General features: G+C 46.5%; 16 protein-coding genes. 7 read left to right on the top strand and 9 right to left on the bottom strand.

Features of this window, described 5'->3' with window-relative positions:
• The first annotated feature begins 5 nt into the window (after positions 1-5).
• The 5 genes from AABA75_RS14665 to AABA75_RS14645 all read left to right on the top strand — a co-directional run bounded on the left by AABA75_RS14665 (position 6) and on the right by AABA75_RS14645 (position 6,571).
• Positions 6-818, top strand: a complete 813-nt coding sequence (locus AABA75_RS14665) for an SDR family oxidoreductase (protein ID WP_338293361.1) — start codon at positions 6-8, stop codon at positions 816-818.
• Positions 815-1,906, top strand: a complete 1,092-nt coding sequence (locus tag AABA75_RS14660; RefSeq protein ID WP_338293360.1) for a phosphotransferase family protein — start codon at positions 815-817, stop codon at positions 1,904-1,906. Before AABA75_RS14665 ends, AABA75_RS14660 begins: the two co-directional genes overlap by 4 nt.
• Entirely contained in the window at positions 1,906-2,619 is a 714-nt protein-coding gene (locus AABA75_RS14655; RefSeq protein WP_338293358.1) for a histidine phosphatase family protein, read from the top strand. The genes AABA75_RS14660 and AABA75_RS14655 overlap by 1 nt, the downstream gene beginning before the upstream one ends.
• Before the next feature lie 15 nt (positions 2,620-2,634).
• Entirely contained in the window at positions 2,635-3,387 is a 753-nt protein-coding gene (locus tag AABA75_RS14650) for an SDR family oxidoreductase (protein ID WP_338293357.1), read from the top strand.
• Between the two features lie 175 nt (positions 3,388-3,562).
• The gene (locus AABA75_RS14645; RefSeq protein WP_338293356.1) at positions 3,563-6,571 is read left to right on the top strand and encodes an FG-GAP-like repeat-containing protein; all 3,009 of its coding nucleotides are present in this window, start codon (positions 3,563-3,565) and stop codon (positions 6,569-6,571) included.
• Positions 6,572-6,601: 30 nt separating this feature from the next.
• On the opposite strand, the gene AABA75_RS14640 is transcribed toward AABA75_RS14645, so the two are convergent.
• The 6 genes from AABA75_RS14640 to AABA75_RS14615 form a co-directional block, all read right to left on the bottom strand.
• Positions 6,602-8,845 (bottom strand): ATP-binding protein, encoded by a 2,244-nt coding sequence (locus tag AABA75_RS14640; RefSeq protein WP_338293355.1) that lies wholly within the window; start codon positions 8,843-8,845, stop codon positions 6,602-6,604.
• Entirely contained in the window at positions 8,842-10,002 is a 1,161-nt protein-coding gene (locus AABA75_RS14635; RefSeq protein WP_338293354.1) for a sugar ABC transporter substrate-binding protein, read from the bottom strand. The genes AABA75_RS14640 and AABA75_RS14635 overlap by 4 nt, the downstream gene beginning before the upstream one ends.
• Before the next feature lie 97 nt (positions 10,003-10,099).
• Positions 10,100-11,341, bottom strand: coding sequence for a lytic murein transglycosylase (locus tag AABA75_RS14630; protein WP_338293353.1), 1,242 nt, complete (start codon positions 11,339-11,341; stop codon positions 10,100-10,102).
• Between the two features lie 134 nt (positions 11,342-11,475).
• The gene (locus tag AABA75_RS14625) at positions 11,476-11,874 is read right to left on the bottom strand and encodes a response regulator (protein WP_338293352.1); all 399 of its coding nucleotides are present in this window, start codon (positions 11,872-11,874) and stop codon (positions 11,476-11,478) included.
• Complete coding sequence (locus AABA75_RS14620) at positions 11,867-14,449, bottom strand: ATP-binding protein (RefSeq protein ID WP_338293351.1); 2,583 nt, start codon at positions 14,447-14,449, stop codon at positions 11,867-11,869. The genes AABA75_RS14625 and AABA75_RS14620 overlap by 8 nt, the downstream gene beginning before the upstream one ends.
• A 16-nt stretch (positions 14,450-14,465) precedes the next feature.
• Positions 14,466-15,119 (bottom strand): polymer-forming cytoskeletal protein, encoded by a 654-nt coding sequence (locus AABA75_RS14615; protein ID WP_338293350.1) that lies wholly within the window; start codon positions 15,117-15,119, stop codon positions 14,466-14,468.
• 275 nt (positions 15,120-15,394) lie between these two features.
• On the opposite strand from AABA75_RS14615, the gene AABA75_RS14610 reads away from it, so the two are divergent.
• Complete coding sequence (locus AABA75_RS14610) at positions 15,395-17,620, top strand: response regulator (RefSeq protein WP_338293349.1); 2,226 nt, start codon at positions 15,395-15,397, stop codon at positions 17,618-17,620.
• A 137-nt stretch (positions 17,621-17,757) separates the two neighbouring features.
• A complete protein-coding gene (locus tag AABA75_RS14605; protein ID WP_338293347.1) occupies positions 17,758-19,365 on the top strand; it encodes a methyl-accepting chemotaxis protein in 1,608 nt (535 codons plus the stop codon).
• Between the two features lie 37 nt (positions 19,366-19,402).
• On the opposite strand, the gene AABA75_RS14600 is transcribed toward AABA75_RS14605, so the two are convergent.
• The 3 genes from AABA75_RS14600 to AABA75_RS14590 form a co-directional block, all read right to left on the bottom strand.
• A complete protein-coding gene (locus AABA75_RS14600) occupies positions 19,403-20,512 on the bottom strand; it encodes an HDOD domain-containing protein (protein WP_338293345.1) in 1,110 nt (369 codons plus the stop codon).
• Positions 20,513-20,618: 106 nt separating this feature from the next.
• Complete coding sequence (locus tag AABA75_RS14595) at positions 20,619-21,443, bottom strand: 23S rRNA (adenine(2030)-N(6))-methyltransferase RlmJ (protein ID WP_338293344.1); 825 nt, start codon at positions 21,441-21,443, stop codon at positions 20,619-20,621.
• On the bottom strand, positions 21,437-22,510 hold the full coding sequence (locus tag AABA75_RS14590) for a PLP-dependent cysteine synthase family protein (RefSeq protein ID WP_338293343.1): 1,074 nt from the start codon (positions 22,508-22,510) through the stop codon (positions 21,437-21,439). The genes AABA75_RS14595 and AABA75_RS14590 overlap by 7 nt, the downstream gene beginning before the upstream one ends.
• Positions 22,511-22,694 lie beyond the last annotated feature (184 nt).

Raw genomic sequence — 22,694 nt, 5'->3', positions numbered from 1 at the left:
TTAACATGCAAAAACGTGTTTTAGTCACCGGAGCCGCATCCGGTTTGGGAAGGGCCATTGCGCTGCGTTGGGCCAACGCTGGAGCCGATATTTGTGTTGCCGATATTCATCAGGAACGCGGCGAATCGGTGGTGACGGAATTACAGGCTATTGGTGTAAAAGCCTTTTATCAGCATTGCGATATCACCTTAGAAGCTGATATTGACAGTGCCAAACAGGCCATTGTTGCGCAGTTTGGTGGGCTAGATCTGGTGGTTAACAATGCCGGTGTCGCCACCGCAGGCGCATTGCACGAGGAAAGCATAGAGCAATGGCAGTGGGTGATGGACATCAACGTATTTGGTGCGGTTCGAATGCTGCAAAGCTTTGTGCCCTTGTTACAGGAAAGTCAGGGCTACATTTTGAATGTGGCCTCTCAGGCGGGCATTACCACCGTACCTTTGCTAGGCTCCTACGCCGCCAGTAAAGCCGCCATGGTGAGCTTTTCGGAAACCATGCGCCTGGAACTGGCTGACGACAACATTGGCGTCAGTGTGCTTTGCCCCGGCTTTTTCAAAACTAATTTAGATGAGTCGGTGCGCAGTGGTAATCCAGCCATGAAAGCCGTGGTGACTAAATTGTTGGACCGCTCTAACATCAGTGCCGATGATGTAGCAGACGCAGCGTTCAAAGCGGTACAAAAACAACAGTTTATGATTTTGACTCACCCTGATGGGCGCAAGGCTAATTTGTTAAAGCGGCTGTTACCCGGTTACTACCTGAAAATGATGACCAAAGGCACACAAAAATTCCGTCGTACTGCAGGGCAAAAGAAATGACAAATAGCACAACCTCAACGACGGCGTCTTTGTTGGATAGAGCCAATAAGGTGCGTCCTGGTGAAGAGTTAGACATCGCTAAAGTGGATGCCTGGCTTAAAGCTCACATCGATGGGTTGCAAGGTACGCCCGGTGTTACTCAGTATTCCGGTGGTGCATCCAATTGGACCTATTGTTTGAGTTATGACAATCGCGAACTTATTTTGCGCCGTGCACCGGCGGGCACTAAGGCCAAAGGTGCTCATGACATGGGGCGTGAATATCGCCTGCAAAAAGCGTTAAAGCCCGTTTATCACTATGTGCCCGAGATGCTGGGCTATTGCGAAGATGAAGGAGTGCTCGGTACTGATTTTTACGTCATGGAAAAACTCACCGGTATTATCCCTCGCAAGAATCTGCCGCGCGGCCTGAATATTGACGCAGCCACCACACAAACTCTGTGCAAGAACGTTCTGGACTGTATGATTGAATTGCACAAAGTGGACTACAAAGCAGCGGACCTGGGGCATTTAGGCAAAGGAGCAGGATACACGCAACGACAAATCGAAGGTTGGAGCCATCGCTACAAGAAGGCAAAAACCTGGAATGTGCCTTCGGGGAAATTCGTTATGCAGTGGCTACAGGACAACATGCCTGCAAAAGAGCACATCTGTATTACCCACAATGACTTTCGTTTTGACAATGTAGTGTTAGACGAAAACGATCCCACCAACATTTTAGGCGTGCTTGATTGGGAGCTAGCTACCTTGGGCGACCCTCTGATGGATTTAGGCAATACGCTGGCATATTGGGTGCAGGAAGATGATGACTTTCTGGCTCAGCAAACTCGCCGTCAGCCCACACATTTAGCTGGCATGCTTAGCCGAGATGAAGTGGTGAGCTATTACTGCCAGAAAATGGAAATCGAAATCGACGATTTCACCTTTTACGAGGTGTACGGCTTGTTTCGACTGGCGGGCATCGTTCAGCAAATCTATTATCGCTATCACCATAAACAAACCCGCAATCCGGCCTATAAACAATTCTGGATATTCGTACATTATCTAATGTGGCGCTGTAAAAAAGCAATCAAACGGCAGAAGCGCTAATGGCCAGTATTTATTTGATAAGACACGGCCAAGCCAGTTTCGGCAAAGAAGATTACGATGCCTTATCTCCCTTGGGGGAGCAGCAAGCGGGGGTGATGGGAAAAGCCCTGTTTGGCCGACTTGGCAAAGTGGATAAAATTATCAGTGGCACCATGGTAAGGCACAAGCAAACTCGGGACTTTGCGCTTGGTGGCGCGGAGCCTTCTCAACCTGAACACTCTTCACCTGAGTTTGTCGAATCTGCTGACTGGAACGAATATGATCATCAAGCGGTGCTTGCGGCACTGGAGCCGCAACTGTCCACAGCCAGTGGTACTCGTCAATTCCTTGCACAGGCTGATGATCCGAAAAAAGAATTTGCCAGCTTGTTTGCACAAGCGATTGCTCGCTGGCAAAGCGAGCTGCACAACGATGATTATCCCGAAACCTGGTCACAGTTTAAATCACGGGTTAAAAACGCACTGCAAACGGCGTTGGCACAGTGCGACAATAGTCAGCAGCTTGTGGTATTTACCTCTGGTGGGCCCATTTCGGCTATCGCACAGCGTCTGCTGAACTTACCTGATGCACAGATGCTCAACCTGAACTGGACGTTGGCCAATTGCGGCATTACCAAGGTGGTAAAAACCCCAAACCGGGTTATCCTGTCGACACTAAACGAGCACAGTCATTTCGAGACGTCTGCGCTGCGCCACATGATCACCTACAAATAATAAGAGATACCATCCATGAACAATAGAAAAAACATCCTGATCACTGGCGCAAGTTCTGGCTTGGGCAAAGGCATGGCCATTGAATTTGCCAAACAGGGTTGCAATCTGGCGCTGTGTGCTCGCCGAGTGGAGCGCATGGAAGAGTTAAAAGCGGAACTCCTGAAAATTAATCCGGATATTCAGGTATTTTTGCGTCCGTTAGACGTCAATGATCACGATGCCGTATTTGAGACATTTAAAGCGTTTAAAACTGACATGGGCAGTCTGGATCGCGTTATCGTGAATGCTGGAATGGGCAAAGGCGCATCTATTGGCACGGGTTATTTCTACGCCAACAAACAAACGGCAGAAACCAACTTTGTGGCCGCAATTGCGCAATGTGAAGCGGCGGTAGAAATTTTCCGAGAGCAAAACAGCGGCCACCTGGTGACCATATCTTCTATCAGTGCGGTGCGCGGCTTCCGTCGTGCCATGACGGTTTATGCTGCGACTAAAGCGGCGATTACCTCCTTGTCAGAAGGTATTCGGCTGGATTTGCTCAATACACCCATCAAAGTGAGTTGCGTACATCCGGGTTTTATTCGCAGTGAAATCAACGAAAAGGTGGAGAAGGTGCCTTTTATCGTAGATACTGAAACGGGTTGCCGGGCCATGGTTAAAGCCATTAATAAAGAAAAAGCGAACAGTTATGTGCCTTCATGGCCTTGGGCGATTTTACAGCGCATTATGCGCATCGCCCCGGATAGCGTGATACGCAAAATGAGTTAAACGGGCTTGTACGAATAAGTGCTGGTAGTCATTGTGCTGACTCAGCGCTTTTTTCATTTTTCTGAACTTGTCATCAAACTTTTTTACTTGGTGAAAAAACACCCTAAGTCAGTATAATATGGAATAATTTTCAGTATTCGGACGTTCCTTATTAAAACCCGTAATGACTTAGGCAATGTCGATTAAATATATTCTTGTAACAATCTGGATTTGCGCAGTTTACAGTAGTAGTGTTTGGGCACTGCAAGGTGAACCGGATAGTCTGTGGCGAATCATTGCGCTTAAACAGAACCAGTGGCAAGAGAACCGTTCCCTTCTCTCAACGTCTTCTGAATCTGACACGCAGAAAAAACGCGGCCCATTAGCTGCTAGTGTCACTTTGGATGTTGAATTGTTAACCAGGATCACTGAGGGACAACTGTACAAGATTCTGACACCCGAGGGAGAGCATACAGTACGGGTTTCCCATAAGGACGAATCCACAGCCAGCACAACCTGGACGCTCACCCAAGACTCGGCGCAAACCTTACCCGACGGAAAACTCTTTATCTCCGCATCAGGAATTTCTGCATGGCTTCCTACGCCAAATGGCCTGTGGAAACTTCACGACAACACCTTACAAAAAGAAATGCGTTGGGCTGCTGACGTTTCTGATACTAAAAAAAGCCCGCAAGCTTCTGTCCTGCCATTATTTATGCCACGAAAAAATCCTGTTTTGGCAAAGGAGCTTAATAGCGAAGACGCTGCAGGCCCAGCAGTGTTAAAAGTGCTGTTCGTTACCAGCGATGAACTGGAAGAGAATCAAATTTCCGTTGAAGAGTATATTGAGCAATTACTGGTAATTAATAACGAAATATTAACGGCCAGTGGTATCAATATCGAATTACAAGCCGCCGCTCAAATTACTGTGCCTCTTGAGCAATACAGCGCTGATGAAATACTGGATAATCTAGCGAAAAGCAGGGCAGATGATAGTACTTATGGCACCATCGAAGAAGAACTGTTGCAAGAGGTCTGGCAAGCACGTCTGGACTCCGGCGCGGATATTGTCAGTGTTTTAGTCCATGAATTACCCTCCGGTTTATGCGGCAAAAGCTGGTTAAATGGCGATCCGCAACAGGTATTTAGCTATCGTTTTGGCTTCAATGTGGTCGCTGCCAATACTCGCTTTGAAAGCGGCAATACGCAATTGTGTAGCTCTGATACTTTAGGCCATGAAATTGGTCACAACCTTGGTCTGGATCACGCTGCCGAACAAGATGGCGAAGGTACGGTGTTCAGCTGGGGACGTGGCTATGGTGTTGATGACGGTTTTAGTACTGTTATGGCTTACTCACAGGCCTTCGGCGATGCGGTTGCGGTTCCATTTTTTTCCTCACCAGATTTGACCTGTCTCGGAACTTCTCCCTGTGGTGAAGCTGGAGAGTCGGGGGCTGATGCAGTCAGAGCCTTAAATAACGTCGCCAGACGTGTGTCGTTAATCCACAACGAAGCAGTTACCTTGCCTGTGATAAATGCAGTAGAGATGCTTGACGATGCTATTCAGGAGTGTCTCTTGGAGGACGCTGTTGAAAGTCAAGGATGGGTTAGTAATGAAGAGGTTGAACGGCTAAATTGTCCTGGGGCTGATGTTGAAAGTCTACAGGGCATGGAAAGCTTTCCGAGATTGCAATTTGTTTCTGTTAATCATACCGAGGATCCCTCGCTCGCAGTATTCAAAAATCTGCGCGAGGTTATTGCGCTGGATTTTCGTTATTCAGAAGTCGAGGATGTTACAGACATCGCCCACCTGAGCGAGCAACTGGTATTTTTACAGTTTTTCGTCACCAATTTAAGCTGTCAGGACCAAGCAGTGTTGGAGAGTTGGCAAATTGAACAACTGTATCTGCACGGAGACTGCGTTGAACTCGATAATGACCAAGAGGACTTCGACGCTGATGGACTGAGTAATTTGCGTGATAGCGACGATGATAATGACGGTATTGACGATATTGCTGATGCGCTGCCATTCGATGCTTCAAACATCGGTGATATTGATGCCGATGGCGTGCCTGATGAGCAAGATGCCTTTCCCTACGACGCCTCTGAATATGAGGATTCCGACAATGATACAATTGGTAATAATCAGGATCCGGATAATGATAATGATGGTATCTTAGATGAATTAGACTGTGCACCTTTGGATAGCACAATGTCCTCTGGTTGCACCAGTATTCGCAGCTTCGTGGCTTATGATTACGATGGTGACGGCAAGGCCGATATAGGCGTACGACGAAGCAGTAATGCGCTGCAGTATATTAAAAACTCTTCTGATGACGAAATACAGCGCATCGAGCTAGGGCGGGATCCTGACGATGTTTCTGTCAGCGGTGATTTTGATGGTGATGGTATCGCGGATGTGGCAGTCAGGCGTGCTTCTAACAAAATCTGGTACGTGCGTCCTTCATCAGGTGCAGATTTAATGCGTGTTAATTTTGGATTGCAGGAAGAGGATATCCCTGTGCCGGCGGATTTTGATGGCGACGGGATCACCGATTTTGCTGTTCGCAGACCGTCTTCGCAAGAGTGGTTTATCCGACAATCTTCCGATGACAGGGTGGTGCGTTACAATTTTGGCTTGCAGGCTGATGATATTCCAATTCCTGCAGACTACGATGGTGATGGCAAAGCAGATATTGCGGTGCGAAGAAATGCCAATAAATTTTGGTATATCTTGAGCAGTCTCTCTGGAGATATATTGCGTTATCAATTCGGGTTACAAGATGAAGATATCGCGGTTCCTGCCGACTTCGATGGTGATGGCATTACTGATCTGGCGGTAAGACGTCCCTCTGAGTTTAAGTGGTATATATTGCGTTCCACTGATGGAAAGATCGTGCAAGTTCGTTTTGGGCTTAATCGTTACGATATCCCCATCGTGGCAGACTATGATGGCGATGGTAAAGCCGATGTAGCAGTGCGTCGTCCCGGCAATCAAATGCAGTATGTTTTGCGCTCATCAGATCTGGAAATTGATAGAATCAAATTTGGTCTAAACAGCGAGGACATGCCGCTAGCTGCGCCAGTGAGTACCAGATTTAACAATCAAGTTGAATTTGATATTAATGGGCAGGAAGAAGAAGCGGCTCAAATACGCGTGCTTAGTACCGCTGAGGCTCAAAGTGAGAAGCTAATCGCACCCTGACAAAGAACGGCGATAACGACATTGCTTGGCTTACAGCCATTTATTTAATGCGTCAGCGAGCTGCTTTTGTACAATTGGCTTAGCCACAATATCGTTAGCCCCCATTGCAAGGTAGTGTTTTACATCTTCCGTCATGACATTGGCGGTTTGCATAATAATCGGCATGGTATGTCCGCGCTCACGAATGGTTTTCGTGGCGGTTACACCATCCATGTGAGGCATGTGCACATCCATCAATACAATATCCGGATTCAAAAATTCCACAAGTGCGACGGCATCTCGGCCGTTGCTGGCAAGATGCAATTCCAAATCAAAGCCTTGCAACATCGCCTTTAATACTTCTTGATTGATTTCATTATCCTCAGCAATCACAGCCACTTTTTTTGACTTGTTGAGCTGATTGTCACTGGTAACTATCGTCTCGTGGGCTTCGCTGACTTGTATATCTTGATGTTCACTGTCGCCTTGAATGGGTTCTGCAGCAATGGTGACAACAAATGTTGAGCCTTTACCCGGTTCGCTAAACACCTTTAGGTCGCCCCCCATTAGCTCACAAAGGTTTTTACTAATACTCAGACCTAGCCCTGTTCCACCGTATTCTCGAGTGGTAGAGCTGTCGGCTTGTTGAAATGGTTGAAATAACGTGGCGAGTTTGTCCTGAGCGATGCCAATGCCAGTGTCTTTCACGGTTATCTCAAAGCAATTGTCTTCTGGTTGCGCTAGAACCACCATCACTTTGCCACCCTTGGTAAACTTCAACGCATTGGATAGCAGATTAGTCAATATTTGGCTTAAACGCGTAGGATCTGTCAGCCAATCGCAGTGAAATGGCGGTTTAATTAATGCTCTTAGCACATTCTTTTGCTTCTCCGCTTGAGCTTGCATGTTATCGGTTTGAACTTGAACTAATTGAGCAACATTGCAAGGGATGTGTTCAATGGTGATCTTGTTGGCTTCAATTTTTGAAATATCCAATATGTCATTGATGATTTGTAGTAAATTCTGCGCGGAAGTTTTAGCAATATTCAGGCGTTCTTTTTGTTCATCCGTGAGTTGTCCTGCTTCCATGAGCTGCAACATGCCAAGCACGCCATTCATGGGCGTTCTTATCTCGTGACTCATGTTGGCAAGAAACTGGGTTTTTATGCGTTCAGACTGCTCTGCACGACTTCTGGCAGACTCCAATGATTTAATTTGCTCTGAGATGGTCTGTGCCATGGTATCCAGACGACGAAACAGCAGATCAAACTCTCTGTAATTAGCTGATTGCGGAGCGACGTTATAATTGCCCGACACCAGCTGACGACACATCTCAACCATCTGGTTAACGGGTTGATTAAAGTTTCGGGTAAAGCGATACAGGCCCCACACCATGATTGGAATAAATAGCAGGAGAGGTGCAACCTGAACTGAAGTTTGCCACCAGAAATCAGAAGTCAGCTTTTCGCGGTCGTATTGCAGGGTCATTTCTAGTGGGACTTGCCCGGTACTATGCTGCACCAGTAATTGGGTATCGAAGCTTTGCGCCATGATATCCTCGAGGCCTAAAGCTGCTTTTTCGAATAGAACAAAACCATTGGCCACTAACTCCAGATTGTGTTTATCCGTCTCTTCTGTGTGTGACTGATGCCGACTGAGTTGCTCTAAATCCAGCACCACATTAAGTGTCCCGGTAGCTATATAGGGGGTGATGATGGAGTCCGTTTCAGCAAATAGAGGTAGTGCATAAATAAGCAGGTGACTATTATGTTGTGTTTTCTGGGGGCTATTGTTGGTAACCGGGCCGGTAGTGTATTGTTCGGGAAGCATCCAAAATAGCTGAGCTTCGGCGCGTTCTCTGGAACTTAGCATCGCTGCCTTGGTATTGGTTTTCAGTGCGCCAGAGCGCATGCCTAACGCAGCGATAGGCCAACCTTCGATGACAAAACCCTCATCGTCCTGAATAAATGCCGAACTCACCAGTGTATTAGTTTCTACCAGCTGCTCCAGGGTATATTGCGCGTTCTGTGAATAGAGGATATTAATGGGGACTTCTGATACCGCGCGATTACCAGCCACTTTGTATACCTGATTGCGCAATTCTGAGAGTTTAGCGCGGATCTCTGAAGTTATTGCGCCACCGTGTTGCGTTATTTTGGTTTGCGCGTTCTCCAGGTTCTCATTAAACAAATTAATGTAAATAAAGCTAAACAAAACCAGCACCGGGATACAGATAAACACTGCCACATAGCGCAACAAGGTGTGGTGATAGGATGGCAGCTGCGGTTGATTCATCGCTGGTGTGCTATGGTTCGTTCGGCCAGGTGCTGCATGAGTTGCGCAGATTCCTCTGCACTCATTAATTGCGCACCATAGCGGTTAAATCCTTTAGACATCGCTTCCCAAACCACCGACATATGCGGTGAGTTAGGAATTGGATTGGCATTCTGCAGTTGTCTAATCAACATCCGGGTATTATCGTCAGAAGAGGCAACGATTCCCTTTAAAGCCTCATTGTTAGAGGGAATAGCTCTGGCGGAATCCCACATAAATTTCTGCGCGTCTACTGATTGTAAGAATCTGGCAAATTGTTGCAGCGCTTGTAATTGCGCCTTGGAATATTGTTTAGCGATGATTGCCAATACATGAGCACTAAAATAAGGTCGCATGGGTTGACCATTGATCGCAGGCAGTAGAGCGATACCCAAGTCATCTCTTAAAGCTTGCTGGTATTGCTGAAAATTCCATACTCCATCAATCACGTAAGCAAATTTGCCTTCTTTAAATTGCTGAGGGTAACAGTCATGACTACAAGTGGGCTGCGCTAAGCCGCGTTCTGGTAACCGCCAATAGTATTCAATCGCCTTGGCCATCATGGGTGTCCCCATACGCAGTCGCTCACCTTGGATAGGTAAAGCGTCAAAGCTACTTAAAAAGGGAATGAGAAAATACATGCCATTAAATGACCAGCTAATTAAGCGCATATTGTCAGGTAATGTTTGACGTTGCTGCAATAATTCCGACATGGTCTTGGCGGGAGCTTCCAAGGCACTGCGGTTGTAATACATCACCAGGTGATTACCTGAGATTATGGGCACAGCCACAATGTTACCGTTTTGGCTAACGGTTTGCAGGGACTCAGCGGAGATTTCTGGCACCAGCCAATCATCGTCCAGGGGGATCAGGTTGATGGATTGTATGGTTGTGTAATCGGCAGGTGCGATAAAGGCATCGGGTAAGCGCTTTTTACCGCTGCGTTTTATCAGCTCGGCCTTTAAATCATAGTTTTCCTGCGGTGCAGTAGTGATTTTAATCCCTGTTTCAGCCTGGAATTGTTCGATTAATGGCGTGAAATCATAGCCTGTCTGGCCAAACGCCAATTCGATGTTCTGTTGTGCTGCCGGGCTCGCCTGGCAGCAGCAAAGTAGTACCCAGCAGAAAAGTTTGTACACGCGATATCGGCAACCATTAAAACTACTGATACCAGCTTAATGGCATCCGGCGCTGATATCCAGTGACATTCCTTAATACTTTGGTCGAGATCTCAGCCTAGTTCAGAACCTGTGCGCCAGCCATTTGCTGAACTTTTTCAATAACACCCGGCGAAGGGAAACCATCTGCTACTAAATTGTGAGCATGTTGGAAGCTCTGAATGCCGCTTCGGGTGGCTGGGCCTAAGATGCCATCAGGCTCTCCAACATCAAATCCCAGATTATTGAGGTTTGTTTGTAAAACCTGCATATCTTTGATGGAATATACGGGTAGCTCTGGTAGAGGCTGAACAAGGTTCCCGGCGCCGATCAGGCGATCCGCCAGGTGGCCTACCGCAATGGCGTAAAACTCTGAAAAGTTCCAGCGCATGATGACTGCAAAGTTATCGTAAACAATGAACGCAGGTCCCTCATGGCCGGCGGGTAACAGCAACGAGGCCATGATGTCGGCACTGCCTAAGGCACTGCCATCCGCTTTTACTATGCCCATCTCTTGCCACTGAGTCAGGGTTTTTTTGGTGCTACGACCGATTAAGGTGTAGTCAAATTCTGCTGGTAGCTGAACCTCACGTCCCCAACGAAAGCCCGGTTGCCAACCCAGGTTATCGAGAAAGTTAGCCGCCGATGTCAGGGCGTCGGGCACGCTATTCCACAAATCGGCTTTACCATCGTTGTCACCATCTAACGCATACTGCAGATAGGCACTGGGCATAAACTGAGTATGACCCATTGCGCCAGCCCAGGAACCCACCATTTGTTGATGATCGATACTTTCTTTGTCTATCAGTTGTAGGGCCTTAAGCAACTCTTTAGTGAAAAACTCGGCGCGTCTTTCATCGCAGGCCAATGTGGCCAGTGAGCCGATTATGGGCATTTTTCCCTTGTACTGGCCAAAGTTGGTTTCCAGTCCCCAAAACGCCACCAGGTAATGGGCGGGAATACCGTATTGGGTTGCTAGTTTTTGTAACAGCGTATTGTGTTGTTTGAGCATCTCTCGACCTTTGTTGATACGCCAGTCGTTTACGCGCTTGCTCAGGTAGTCCGGGAAGGTACGTACAAATTCCGGTTGATTGCGGTCGTATTTAATTACATTGGGCTGTAATTGCGCTGCAGCGAGAGCGCTATCCACCGTTTGCTTAGTCACTCCGGTTGCCAGCGCTTTTTGAGCAAAATCAGCTTTGCATTTAGCGAATACTGTTTCAGTGACTTCTGGGTAGTGCTTGGTTAAGTCCGGGGAGGCATATGTTGTAATTGGGGCGGCGAAAAATAATGATGCCAGGAAAAAGTGAGGGTACTTCATAAGATTAAAAAAATGCCTTTTTCTGTGTCGAGATATTGATTGCGGCCATTGTCAGAATATCAATTGAAACATTGCCACAATGATTGTGCTTATGCTACTCCGATGCTTCACCTAACACCACAGTAAAGTGTTTCTTATCGTTTCATTCTTTTCTGTTTTGCGTCCAGTGCCTTATCTAACATTGCCATGATTTTTTGCATGGAATAAGGCTTAACAACAAAGCCTTTTGCACCTAACTTAAGTGCCTCTTTAACGTTATCTACCTGACTCTCACCACTAACAATTACCACAAAGGCCGAAGGATCTTTTTGTTTCAGCGAACGCAATGCCGTCATGCCACTGATTCCCGGCATATCCAAATCCAAAAATAAGATATCCGGACGCTTTTCTTCATACATCAGCATGCCTGCCTTAGCACTCGATGCATCGCGTACGTTTTGCACCTCAATGGAACGCAAGGAGCTAGTGAGAAAGCTGCGCATGTTGGCAACATCATCCACAATTAATACAGATAGTGACTTGTATTTATCCATCTATTACCTCTATTTCCTTTATGAGCTGTATGACAAGTTGTTCTGCTGTATGAGCATCTTCGGCTTGCAATAACGCAGTTTCTGTTTGTTTGGCTAAATCGGCAAGTTTTTGTAAACCATAAATAGGGGCATTGCCCTTTATTTGATGGCACAGGGAAGCCAGTGCTTTGTTATCTGATTGAGCCATTGCCCCGTGTATTTGGGTTTTATAATTCGCCAGACTGGCAATAAATTGCATGCGCAATTGTTGCAACTCGGTTTCATCAATTTGATTGATGGCTTCTGTGGCGCTATCTCCAGGTTTGAGGTAGTTTGCCAGCATTTGATAAAACTTCTGTGTGTCGATGGGTTTCGGGAAGTAACCATCGGCCCCACAAGCGTCAATTTCCTGTTTGCTTTGTGCGTCTACGTTGGCGGTAAGCATTACTATCGGCGCCACACAGCCAGCACTTTTCAGTATTTCAGTGGCCTCAACGCCGGACATGTGAGGCATTTGCATATCCATCAGAATAAGATCAAAGTCTTCTACCATCGCGCTATTAAATGCCTCTTCACCGTTTACTGCGGTACAGAGATTTGCACCAGTCTTTGCGATAAGATACTCAGCCAAACGGAGATTGTCGGCATTGTCATCAGCACACAATATCTCACCTTGTAATTGCGGCACTTGGATCTGACTAACATTGTCACTGTCTTGCAGCGCTATAAGCTTTGATTCAAGCTCTATTAGCTCAGCGTTTTCAGTGGCGCGATAGGGCAGAGTAATACTGAAGGTGCTGCCTTTGCCTGGGGAGCTGCTCACCTTGATTTCGCCGCCCATAAGTTCAGTAAACTCTTTACTAATGTATAAACCCAGCCCGGTGCCACCATGTTGTCTGGTGGTACTTTGATCGGCTTGAGAAAAGGCTGAAAACAAACGGCTTTGTTGTTCTTTGGTCATACCGATGCCGGTATCTATAACATCAAAGCTGATTTGTTGTTGCGCTCTTAACCAGCTGGTTTTCAGGGTAACGCTGCCTTGTTCAGTGAACTTAATGGCGTTGTTACTCAGGTTTACCAGGCTTTGTTTGAGCCGCGTGGGGTCGGCGACAAATGCCCTTGGTAGCGGTAGTTCATAGCACAGTTGAACCTCAATGTTTTTAGCACTGGCAGCTTGCATCACAATGGTTTTGATTTCTTCAGTAAAGGCCACCAGGTCAATACTCAACCATTCCAGTTCAACCTTATTGGCTTCAATCTTAGAAACATCCAAAACATTGTTTATGATGTTTAACAGGTGTTGACCACAGACATTGATAGTGCGCGCCGCACTGTTTTTCTGTTGCGGCTGCAATTGCTCATCGTTAAGCATTTCAGAGTAACCGATGATGGAATTCAAAGGAGTGCGAATCTCATGACTCATATTGGCTAAGAATTGACTTTTAGCTTGATTAGCGGCTTCAGCCACTTGTTGTTCCTGGCGTGCAATCGCGGCTTCATACTTGGCCTGGCTGGCACGTGCAAGCTCTTGTGCCTGAGCCGTAATCTTTTTTTCTCGGTCCATGACGGCCACTTGCATATGGGAAAACTCTTTAGCCAGTTCGCCCAACTCACCGCTGTCTGAAATCGGAATTTTTTGATGGTATTGACCGCCTGCAACTTTTTTTACTAAGGCCAAAAGGGTAGCGACTGGTCTGGTAATACCTCGGGCAATAGCCAGTGAACCTAATACCGCCAATAAGATACCGATAACAAACCAAGGAATAACATCCACAAAAAAGGCGTTTAGTGGTTTTAACAAGGCGTCGGCATCATCGTGTAGCAGTAAATAATAATGTCGGTTTAGGGTTTCCCCCAGCAAGATGGGGTGGCTCGCCAGCTTGGCGTTACCGATGGTTTGAATGAGTAAGCTTTCGGATACAGATTTTTGAGCTGTAATGTGGGAAAACATCAGATTCTCTGTTAGTTGCGCTTCGTGATCACTGGCGGACAGTAATCCGGAAAGCTCATCCTCTTCGATGGCAACGAGCGTCATTTGCAGCGACGTTAGCGTGCGCAAATCCTGCAATAACTGTGAATCTATCTGTTTGCCTGTTACTAACCAGCCTATTAGCTTTGGTGCACGCACGGGAGCCATTGCCATCATGTAATGGGTGTCGCCAAAAGACATCAATCTCAGCCCCTGTTGTTGACGCAAAAACTGAGCTTGTTCGCGCTTGAAGTCCAGGCCTGTGACGGTTCCCGTTTGCGCAACTAAACTTAGATCTGGTTTAAACAACCAAATTAGGCTGGCATCTACTCGCTGGGCATGGTTTTCAATGATGGCTTCCAGAGAACGAGTATCTTGCTTTTCCCCTATGGCTTTGCGCAATGCCCAGTCTTTGGCAATGGTATTCAAACTACTGTCCAGATGCTGTTGGATCAGCTGTAGCTTTTCACTAAACACCCGTTCACCCACATCAAACTGACGCTGTAGTTGTTGCTCAGCCTGATTCCTTGCTGCGTTGTAGATACTAAACAGGGTAACTACCAGTACCAGGCTGAATAACCCGGTCACCAGCACAAAAATCTTGTTTTGTAATCCAACCCAACGCATAGTAATTCAAGCTCTGTTATTTCAAGTACAAGCGTTGCACTTTGGCCTGATGTTCGGGATTGCTTAATTTGATGGTGGCAGGCCTCTCAAGCAGGATCGCACCCATCAAGTTAACCTCCTGGGCCAAAGTGATAACCGGTGGCTTATTATTGTTGTTGTCTGAACCTTTATTGCCTTTGACCACGATGTTACCAGCGATTACACTATCGGACTTCACTGTGATATCGCCATTTATCGTTATCAGATTGCTCTGTAATTTTACGCCCGTGAGCAGGATATCGCCGTTGGTGGAATTTATCTCACCCAGTACGCTGCTGTTTTGAGCCAAGCGAATCGTGCCGTTTACGGTTTCTATTTCCCCCTGAACTCGCAAATCTTTGCCGCCATTGATACTGCCGTTTACCGAGGTAATGCTATCCACTTCGACTTTTTCATCCAGCTCTATGCTGCCATTGACCGTGCTGACATGGCCTGCCTTGGCACCAAAACTGACGCTGATACTGCCGTTAACACTGGATAAACTGCCCACAGTTTGACCGCTGGGGACCTGAATATCACCAAAAACCGTGTCTTCGCCAACATTGGGGTTGCGATAGCTGCCCGGACCTACGTGGATAACACAAGCTGATAACAAAAGGCAGGCGGATAATGCAGTAAAAAGTCGAATCATGAATATTCCTGAAAACGATAGTTAGGTGCAAACTATCAAGTTAATAAAGTGAAGTGACGTGCATACGCCACCGAAAGATATTTACCTCACAGGTATTATTAACTATTCGTCAAGACAAAGCTATTCAATGGGTAGATCCTGAGGGCGTAAAACACGTACTTAAATTTGGCACTTTTCAGCTTTTCACATAGATTTAAAGTTACCGCGCGATAATTATTGACACAATACTGGCATCCTGAGACGCCAGACACTCGCCGCTAACAGGGATACGGAAGATGCAGTTTAATCAAAAAATACAACAGGGGATCCGCAAACGTTACTTGCTGGCGCTGTCAGCGATTGCCTTGTTAGTGACTCTTTCTGCCGCGGGTATTCAGTTGTTGTTGGCCAATCAAAAAGGCGACGCTGAGATCATCAATATTGCCGGTATGCAGCGAATGCTTTCGCAAAAGATTGCCCTGCACATTAATCAGGCGTTTATTCACCAAAATTTGAGCGAGAGTCAGCTTGCTAACTCAAAAACAAAGCTCTTAGCCGCTGTGGACCGCTTTGAACAAAACCATTGGTTTTTGCTGGGACAGGAAGGTAAACCAGAGCCGGGCAAGAATTTTAGTTCTGAACTGTATTCTCTGTATTTTGCACAAGAATCTGCATTATCTCTCCATGAAACGGTGCTGGATTACATTATTCAGGCACGACGAGCCGCCAATGGACAAAGCTATAATCCGCAAGTCTTTGCTTCGGAAAAAACGGAATTACTTCTGGTGCGTCTCAATGAGGTGGTGAGTCAATTTGAGCTGGAATCCAATGAAAAGCTGCTACTGATAACACGTATTGAATTGCTGTTGTGGTTGGTTACCTTATTTATCCTGGCATTGGAATTGTTTTACATCTTCAAGCCCATGGAAAATGGGGTAAGCAATGCGGTAAAAGAAATTGAGCAGGAAAAGCAAAAAGCCCAGCGTCTGCAACTGCTCGCCGAACAGGCCAGTAAGGCAAAGTCGCAATTTTTGGCTACCATGAGCCACGAGCTGCGCACTCCCATCAATGGTATCTTTGGCATGATAGAGCTTGCCAGTAGTGAAGAAGACAAAAATAAACGTCTGGATTTTCTGTCTAAAGCACGAGCCTCCGGTGATCAGTTATTGCACCTGATCAACGATATTCTCGATATTTCAAAAATTGAAGCCAATAAGATTGAACTGGAAAGTAATGATTTTGAGCTACCACGGGTATTGGATACTTGCCTGGCACCGGCGGCTATTCACTGTGAGAAAAAGGGCTTAGATTTTGAATATGCACCACTTTCGGCCATGCCTGACTGGGTGTGTGGTGACGGGGTTAGAGTTACGCAGATCCTCAACAATCTGATCAGCAATGCCATTAAGTTCACTGAAAGCGGCAAGATTACGGTCACCGCAAAAGTGACGGTTATTAAGGGGCGCTACTTGCTGGAATTGGTGGTAACCGATACTGGCATAGGTATGACCAAAAACCAGCAGGCCAAAGTATTTGATAAATTCGTGCAGGCAGATAGTTCTACCACGCGCATGTTTGGTGGAACCGGGCTGGGGTTAGCCATTAGTAAAGAGTTGATCACTTTGATGGAAGGCGCTATCGAGTTAGAAAGTCAGCCGGGAAAAGGCACGGCATTTACCGTGACCTTGCCCTTGAGCAAATCCACCCATCAACACACCATAAAGCGACAAAAACCGATTGCCACTAGTTCCAAAGTTGCAGTGATTGACGACCTTGAAAGTAGCCGCTGTTACCTGGAGTTATTGTTACAGCAGAGCAATATCGTATGCGATAGCTTTAACTCTGCAGAGGCCTTTTTGGAGCAGGAACACAAGCTGTCAGAATACAATGTGATTTTAGTGGATTTACACATGCCGGGAATGGATGGCATACAGCTTGTACACAAGCTTAAAACCAATCACGAAGACTGTCCTCCTGTCGTATTGGTATCGGCTGCATCTGATTTGAGGCGCTACAAAGATCAGATTTCCTGTGAGTTTGCCGCCGTTTTCAACAAGCCCATTAATGAACAGATGTTTATTTCCACTATGGGCCGGTTATGCGGTAAAGAGCAGCAGAGTAAACAGGCACTCAGAATATTGTTGGCGGAAGACAATGATATCAACGCCCAGATCGCAGTGCATATTCTGGAATCGGAAGGGCATTCCGTTACTCATGTAGAAAACGGCAAAAAGGCGGTGATCCAGGTGGAAAATCACAATTACGATATGATTTTTATGGACATCAATATGCCAGAAATGGATGGTTTAACCGCCAGTAAAATCATCCGATTTGAAATGGGCTTAGCTATCCCTATTGTTGCCTTAACGGCTAATGCCTACGAATCTGACAAACAAGCTTCATGGGATGCTGGCATGACTTACCATGTGAGTAAGCCCTTTAACAAAGATGCCATGTTGGCCATTATCGAACGGATCATTGATAACGATTTGCCCTTATTACAACAAGGACGCAATGAATAATTCGAAGCTCGGGTCTACAAAGCAAGGCTCAAGAAACATTTAATACAAGCGATAAGATAAACGACTATCTTATTTTCTCTGGAAAAGTTCCAGATATCACCTAATCAAAAAACGGCAGGACACAAGCGGACGCACAAATGAATTTATTTAACTCCATCAGTAAAAAGGTCATGTTAGGTTACATTGGGATAGTGGTGGTGGTGCTGCTCACCTCTTTCACTATGTACCGTGAGTCCTCCATTATCTTTGCTCAAAAGGAAACGTTTGTTCAGGAAACTTTGCCAACCTTAAGTGCGGCAGAGGCCGCTTCTGGGGCGCTGAACAAAGTTCAAGTGGCCTCATTTGGTTTATATGGCTTAACCATTGAACTCAATACCTTCCAAAGCCAAATTAATGAGCTAAAAACAACACTCGACAACACACTCAGGGAGATTAGCCGTGCCGGGCTTGCCAGCTTAAATCAGTTGGAAGCGGAAAAACAAAAAATATGGACCGACGTAACTCGATTGCAAAATATCATGGGGGCATCGAATACCGACTGGGATGCGGCGCGCGATGCCTTGGGTGACATTCAAAGTAACATGCAAGGTTTACAACGCATACTCGAGCAGGTTAAGAGCAAAGCGGAGCAAAACGCTGAAATTGCCTCTGATGGTATAAGTGCTGAAATCGCCTTTATGCGTACCTTAATCATTGCCTCGGTAGTAGTAATCATGGCGATAACGTTGGGTTCTTTCACCATGGCCCAAAAGAAAATCGCTAAACCTGTGCAGTCACTATCTACTCAGCTGGACCGCATCGTAGCTGAGCACGATTTGTCGACAGACGTTTCAATGACCAGTGATGATGAAGTGGCTGATGCGGCCAACAGTGTTAACGAGTTACTGGTGGCATTTCGGTTGGGTAACAAAGAGATCCAGACATCAGCAGGCGTGCTTCTGGGGTCTGTTAAGCAGTTAAATCACTCCGCTGAAGTGTCGGAACAGCAGGTGCAACTATTTACCCGACATATCCGGGAATTATTAGATAAAATCAGCAGTCTGGAAACCTGTATTGAAGAATCGGCAAGACGCTCAGAGGCTGCTTCTGATGTGGCACTCAAGGGGGCCGAGCAGGTGCATGTCGGTGCCAATAGCGTTAGTAATACTTCCACCAGTATCAGCGCGCTGGCGCAAGATATAGAGAAGTCAGCTGAAATGCTGTTAAGCTTGAAAAATGCCGGTGATCAAGTGAGCTCAGTGGTAAAAACTATAGCTGAAATCGCAGAACAAACCAACTTACTGGCACTTAATGCGGCTATCGAAGCCGCCAGAGCAGGGGAGTCCGGTAGGGGCTTTGCTGTCGTGGCGGATGAAGTGCGAACACTCGCCAGCAGAACCCATGATTCCACCCACGAAATCAATAAAATACTGGAAACCATCGTCTCCTCCATCACCTCTACCGTAACCTCTATGGACTCCAACAAAGTCAAGGCTACCGAGGCAGTGGAGTTGGCGGAAAATACCGTATCTTCTCTGGATGAGATACAACAAACAGTTATTCAGTTAAGTGATGAAAATAGCGCTCTGGCCTCTTTAGGCCAGGAAGTGAAAACTAATGCGGGAGCGATGCGCAATAGCATAGTTGCGATCCAGGAAGCGAGTACACAGGTAACTGAAAGCAGTAAAGAAACCAAAGAAGCGGCCACCTCATTGTCCCATATTTCGGGTTCATTAAACGAAGTCGCTCGCCAGTTTAAGGTTTGATTTAGACCAAATTTCCTTCATCAAAGCGCTTCATGCTCTAATTTCCCTCGGCCACCACGCTTTTGAACAGGGTATCGGTGGCCGCATCACTCAAACTAGCTGTTTTGCCGATCTCCAGATACTGCTCTGGTGCCAGAGGCTGAGTTTCATGCATCATCACCAGTTCACTTACCAGATTAGCTTCGTACAATACCCGCCCCATTTGGGTTTTTACCGGGCGTTTCAGGCTCAATGCCAGGTCGGTGACGCTGTTGATTATCGCTTCCGGCATTTGCCACTCTTTCACCACCATAACACTAATTTGCATGGACTTATCGTTGAGCAGTTTTTTAAACACCAGTGAATTGGGGGATTCGTCAGGACTAGCAGAGCGAAAGGCATTTACCATGAGTTGAAAAATCATGATTTTGCCAATATCGTGCACCAGGCCATTGAGATACGCCGTTTCCTGATTGAGTCCTTTGGCGGCAGCGATTTTCTTGGCCAACATAGCGGTACTCAAACTGTGATCCCAAATTTTAGCGCCAAACATTTTAAAATAAATGGGGCGAATGTTGAGCAGCTGTTTGAAAAAACGCATCAATATGTGTTCTTTCACACCCTCTGCACCAATCAACATAAACGCGTGGCCGAGGTTGGCGATTTCTTTGCCCGAATGATTATACATTGGGCTGTTAGCCACTTTTACCATATGGCTGGCTAAGGCGGGTTCGCGCTTTACAATCTCAGAAAACTCATCCAGTTTAAAGTTCTGATTGTCCAGCATCGACTTTAACTGGGTAATGGATTGCGGCAATTGGGGTAAGTGCTGCACCATTACCTCAGGTCGACTTAACATCTTATTGGTATCAACCAGGATTTTCTTTTCCAGGGCATTCACTTCACGGGTACTTTCAGAGGCGCCCAGCAAATAATCGTAAAAGCGAAAATCCTTTTTATCCATGAATTCACTGGTTTCAGCAATTTCCGCTTGAGTCATCTCACCGTATTTGCGCTCCAGAATTTCGATGGCACTTAACTGCGGTTTAGTGCTTTTCTTTTTTACTGGCGTAGCTTCCTGGCCAGTAGCATTGTCAGCCAGGTTTAAAAATTGGGGCCCCGCTTTTTTGGGCGCTGGATTGAGAAATGCGAATAACTTACCTAACACTGCATAATCCTTGTGAAATGAAGGTTGTTGTTATTGTGTGAGCAATACTGAAAAAGTGCAATATTTAATCAATATCACTCACTGTGAAAACGAGTGTTAGATAGCGTTATTCCGCAACCAGGGGGCTTACATCCCAATTGCCCTCACTCGGGGATAGTACTTCAGTTAAATCCGGCAATAGGGCTTCAGCTTGTTTGGCCAGTGTCCAGGGCGGATTGACCACAATCATACCGGAGCCGGTCATGCCTTTTTCATCTGAGTCTGCGGCAATGCGCAATTCTATTTGCAGCACGTTACGCAGTTTCGATTCTTGTATGCCAGTAACCAGGCTTTCAACATATTGTCGTTGTACCACGGGATACCAGATCAACACTGTGGTTTGCGGCATGCGCTGAATGGCTTTTTCGGCTGCAATTACCACATTGCGATAATCTTCTTTAAGCTCATAAGAAGGGTCAATTAGCACCAATGCTCGCTTACTAGCGACGGGTAATAGCGCGGTTAAACCTTTAAAGCCATCTTCCTGACGCACAAAGCATTGCCGTTTGCGGGCACAATGTTGCTCTAATTCAGTGAAGGTTTGTGGATGCAGTTCAAACAACCAGCTTTTATCGCCCCGGCGTAACAGCGCATCCACAATAGCGGGGGAGCCCGGATACTGCCCTTTATCAACGAATTGTTTGATGAGTTGGGTAAAGTCTTCGAGGGCAGGAACTGGCTGTGCAAGCAAGCGCGTGATACCGGTTTCAAACTCTTTTAATTTTTGGGTTTTGCTATCCTTTAGATCATAAATACCTGCCCCGGAATGGGTATCGATGTAATCGAAGGGTTTGTCCTTTTTTTGCAGGTAGGTAAGACATTCGAATAACACCCAGTGTTTTAGTACATCGGCGTGGTTACCCACGTGATAGTGGTGTTGATAGCTCAGCATGACAACTCACTCCACTGTCCGCTTTGATGGAATTCCGCTAGCTGTTGCTCAAAGCTTTCTATGTCTGTTAACAGGCCTTTTTGCACTAACCAATTGGAGTTGTAATAGGTATTTTTGTAACGGCTGCCTGAGTCACAGATCATGCTCACTACGCTACCTGTTTCACCGGCGGCGCGCATTTTCGCGATCAGGGCAAAGGCCGCATACAGATTGGTGCCAGTGGAGCCACCCACTTCTTTGTTTAGTACTTTATTAACGTAGCGCATGGTGGCGATGGAAGCGACGTCGTTCACCTTACTCATATCGTCCACTACCGTGCGAATAAAGGAAGGCTCCACTCTGGGTCGCCCAATGCCTTCAATATTGGTGGCCTTGTAAGCCGTGAGTGAAGCATCTCCGGTTTTAAAATAATCGTAAAACACCGAGTTGCTGGGATCGGCAACCAACATCTTAGTGTTATAGCCCTGAAAGCGAATATAGCGTCCAATGGTGGCGGATGTCCCACCAGTACCGGCACTGACCACCACCCAGGCGGGAATAGGGTTGGGCTCGCGCTGCATCTGCATAAAGATGCTTTCGGCGATATTGTTATTGCCTCGCCAGTCAGTAGCGCGCTCGGCGTAAGTGAACTGATCCATATAGTGGCCATCGTTTTGTTCTGCGAGTTTGGCAGCGGCGGAATAAATTTCAGCGGGTGGCACAAAGTGGCAGCGACCGCCGTAAAACTCAATCTGGGCCACTTTTTCTTCGGATGTGCCTTGTGGTACTACGGCGATAAAGGGCAGTCCCAGAATTTGCGCGAAATAGGCTTCGGAGACTGCGGTGCTGCCGGAGGAGGATTCCACAATAGTGGTGCCTTCCTGAATGTTGCCATTGCACAAACCATACAAAAACAGGGACCGCGCCAGGCGGTGTTTTAAACTGCCGGTGGGGTGAGTGGATTCATCTTTTAAATACAGCTCGATCCCATCAATATTTGGCAATGGATACTTAATCAAGTGGGTATCAGCGGAGCGCTGATAATCGGATTCGATTTTGTTGATCGCCTGTTTCACCCATTCTGACACGCGTATCTCCTGAATTGTTTTTATTGACTTTATTGCGCAAGTTTATCACAGCTATCGGCCAGTCATTTCACCTATTTTTTACCTGATTAACGATGCTATAAAATGACGTATTGACAGTATGACGTCATTCTTTCATGATGTTTAAAAAACAAGCATTTCTCGAGCATATGTGGCTTGGTTAATA

The organism is Planctobacterium marinum, assembly GCF_036322805.1.
GTDB lineage: Bacteria > Pseudomonadota > Gammaproteobacteria > Enterobacterales > Alteromonadaceae > Planctobacterium > Planctobacterium marinum_A.
Note: the sequence above shows the minus strand (reverse complement) of the source record. Positions and strands in the feature narration are given on the sequence as shown.

Coding starts and splice junctions, on each gene's coding strand:
- AABA75_RS14625 (WP_338293352.1), bottom strand. CDS start 11,874: ATGGATAAATACAAGTCACTATCTGTATTAATTGTGGATGATGTTGCC.
- AABA75_RS14650 (WP_338293357.1), top strand. CDS start 2,635: ATGAACAATAGAAAAAACATCCTGATCACTGGCGCAAGTTCTGGCTTG.
- AABA75_RS14610 (WP_338293349.1), top strand. CDS start 15,395: ATGCAGTTTAATCAAAAAATACAACAGGGGATCCGCAAACGTTACTTG.
- AABA75_RS14620 (WP_338293351.1), bottom strand. CDS start 14,449: ATGCGTTGGGTTGGATTACAAAACAAGATTTTTGTGCTGGTGACCGGG.
- AABA75_RS14665 (WP_338293361.1), top strand. CDS start 6: ATGCAAAAACGTGTTTTAGTCACCGGAGCCGCATCCGGTTTGGGAAGG.
- AABA75_RS14615 (WP_338293350.1), bottom strand. CDS start 15,119: ATGATTCGACTTTTTACTGCATTATCCGCCTGCCTTTTGTTATCAGCT.
- AABA75_RS14640 (WP_338293355.1), bottom strand. CDS start 8,845: ATGAATCAACCGCAGCTGCCATCCTATCACCACACCTTGTTGCGCTAT.
- AABA75_RS14645 (WP_338293356.1), top strand. CDS start 3,563: ATGTCGATTAAATATATTCTTGTAACAATCTGGATTTGCGCAGTTTAC.
- AABA75_RS14595 (WP_338293344.1), bottom strand. CDS start 21,443: ATGCTGAGCTATCAACACCACTATCACGTGGGTAACCACGCCGATGTA.
- AABA75_RS14660 (WP_338293360.1), top strand. CDS start 815: ATGACAAATAGCACAACCTCAACGACGGCGTCTTTGTTGGATAGAGCC.
- AABA75_RS14655 (WP_338293358.1), top strand. CDS start 1,906: ATGGCCAGTATTTATTTGATAAGACACGGCCAAGCCAGTTTCGGCAAA.
- AABA75_RS14605 (WP_338293347.1), top strand. CDS start 17,758: ATGAATTTATTTAACTCCATCAGTAAAAAGGTCATGTTAGGTTACATT.
- AABA75_RS14630 (WP_338293353.1), bottom strand. CDS start 11,341: ATGAAGTACCCTCACTTTTTCCTGGCATCATTATTTTTCGCCGCCCCA.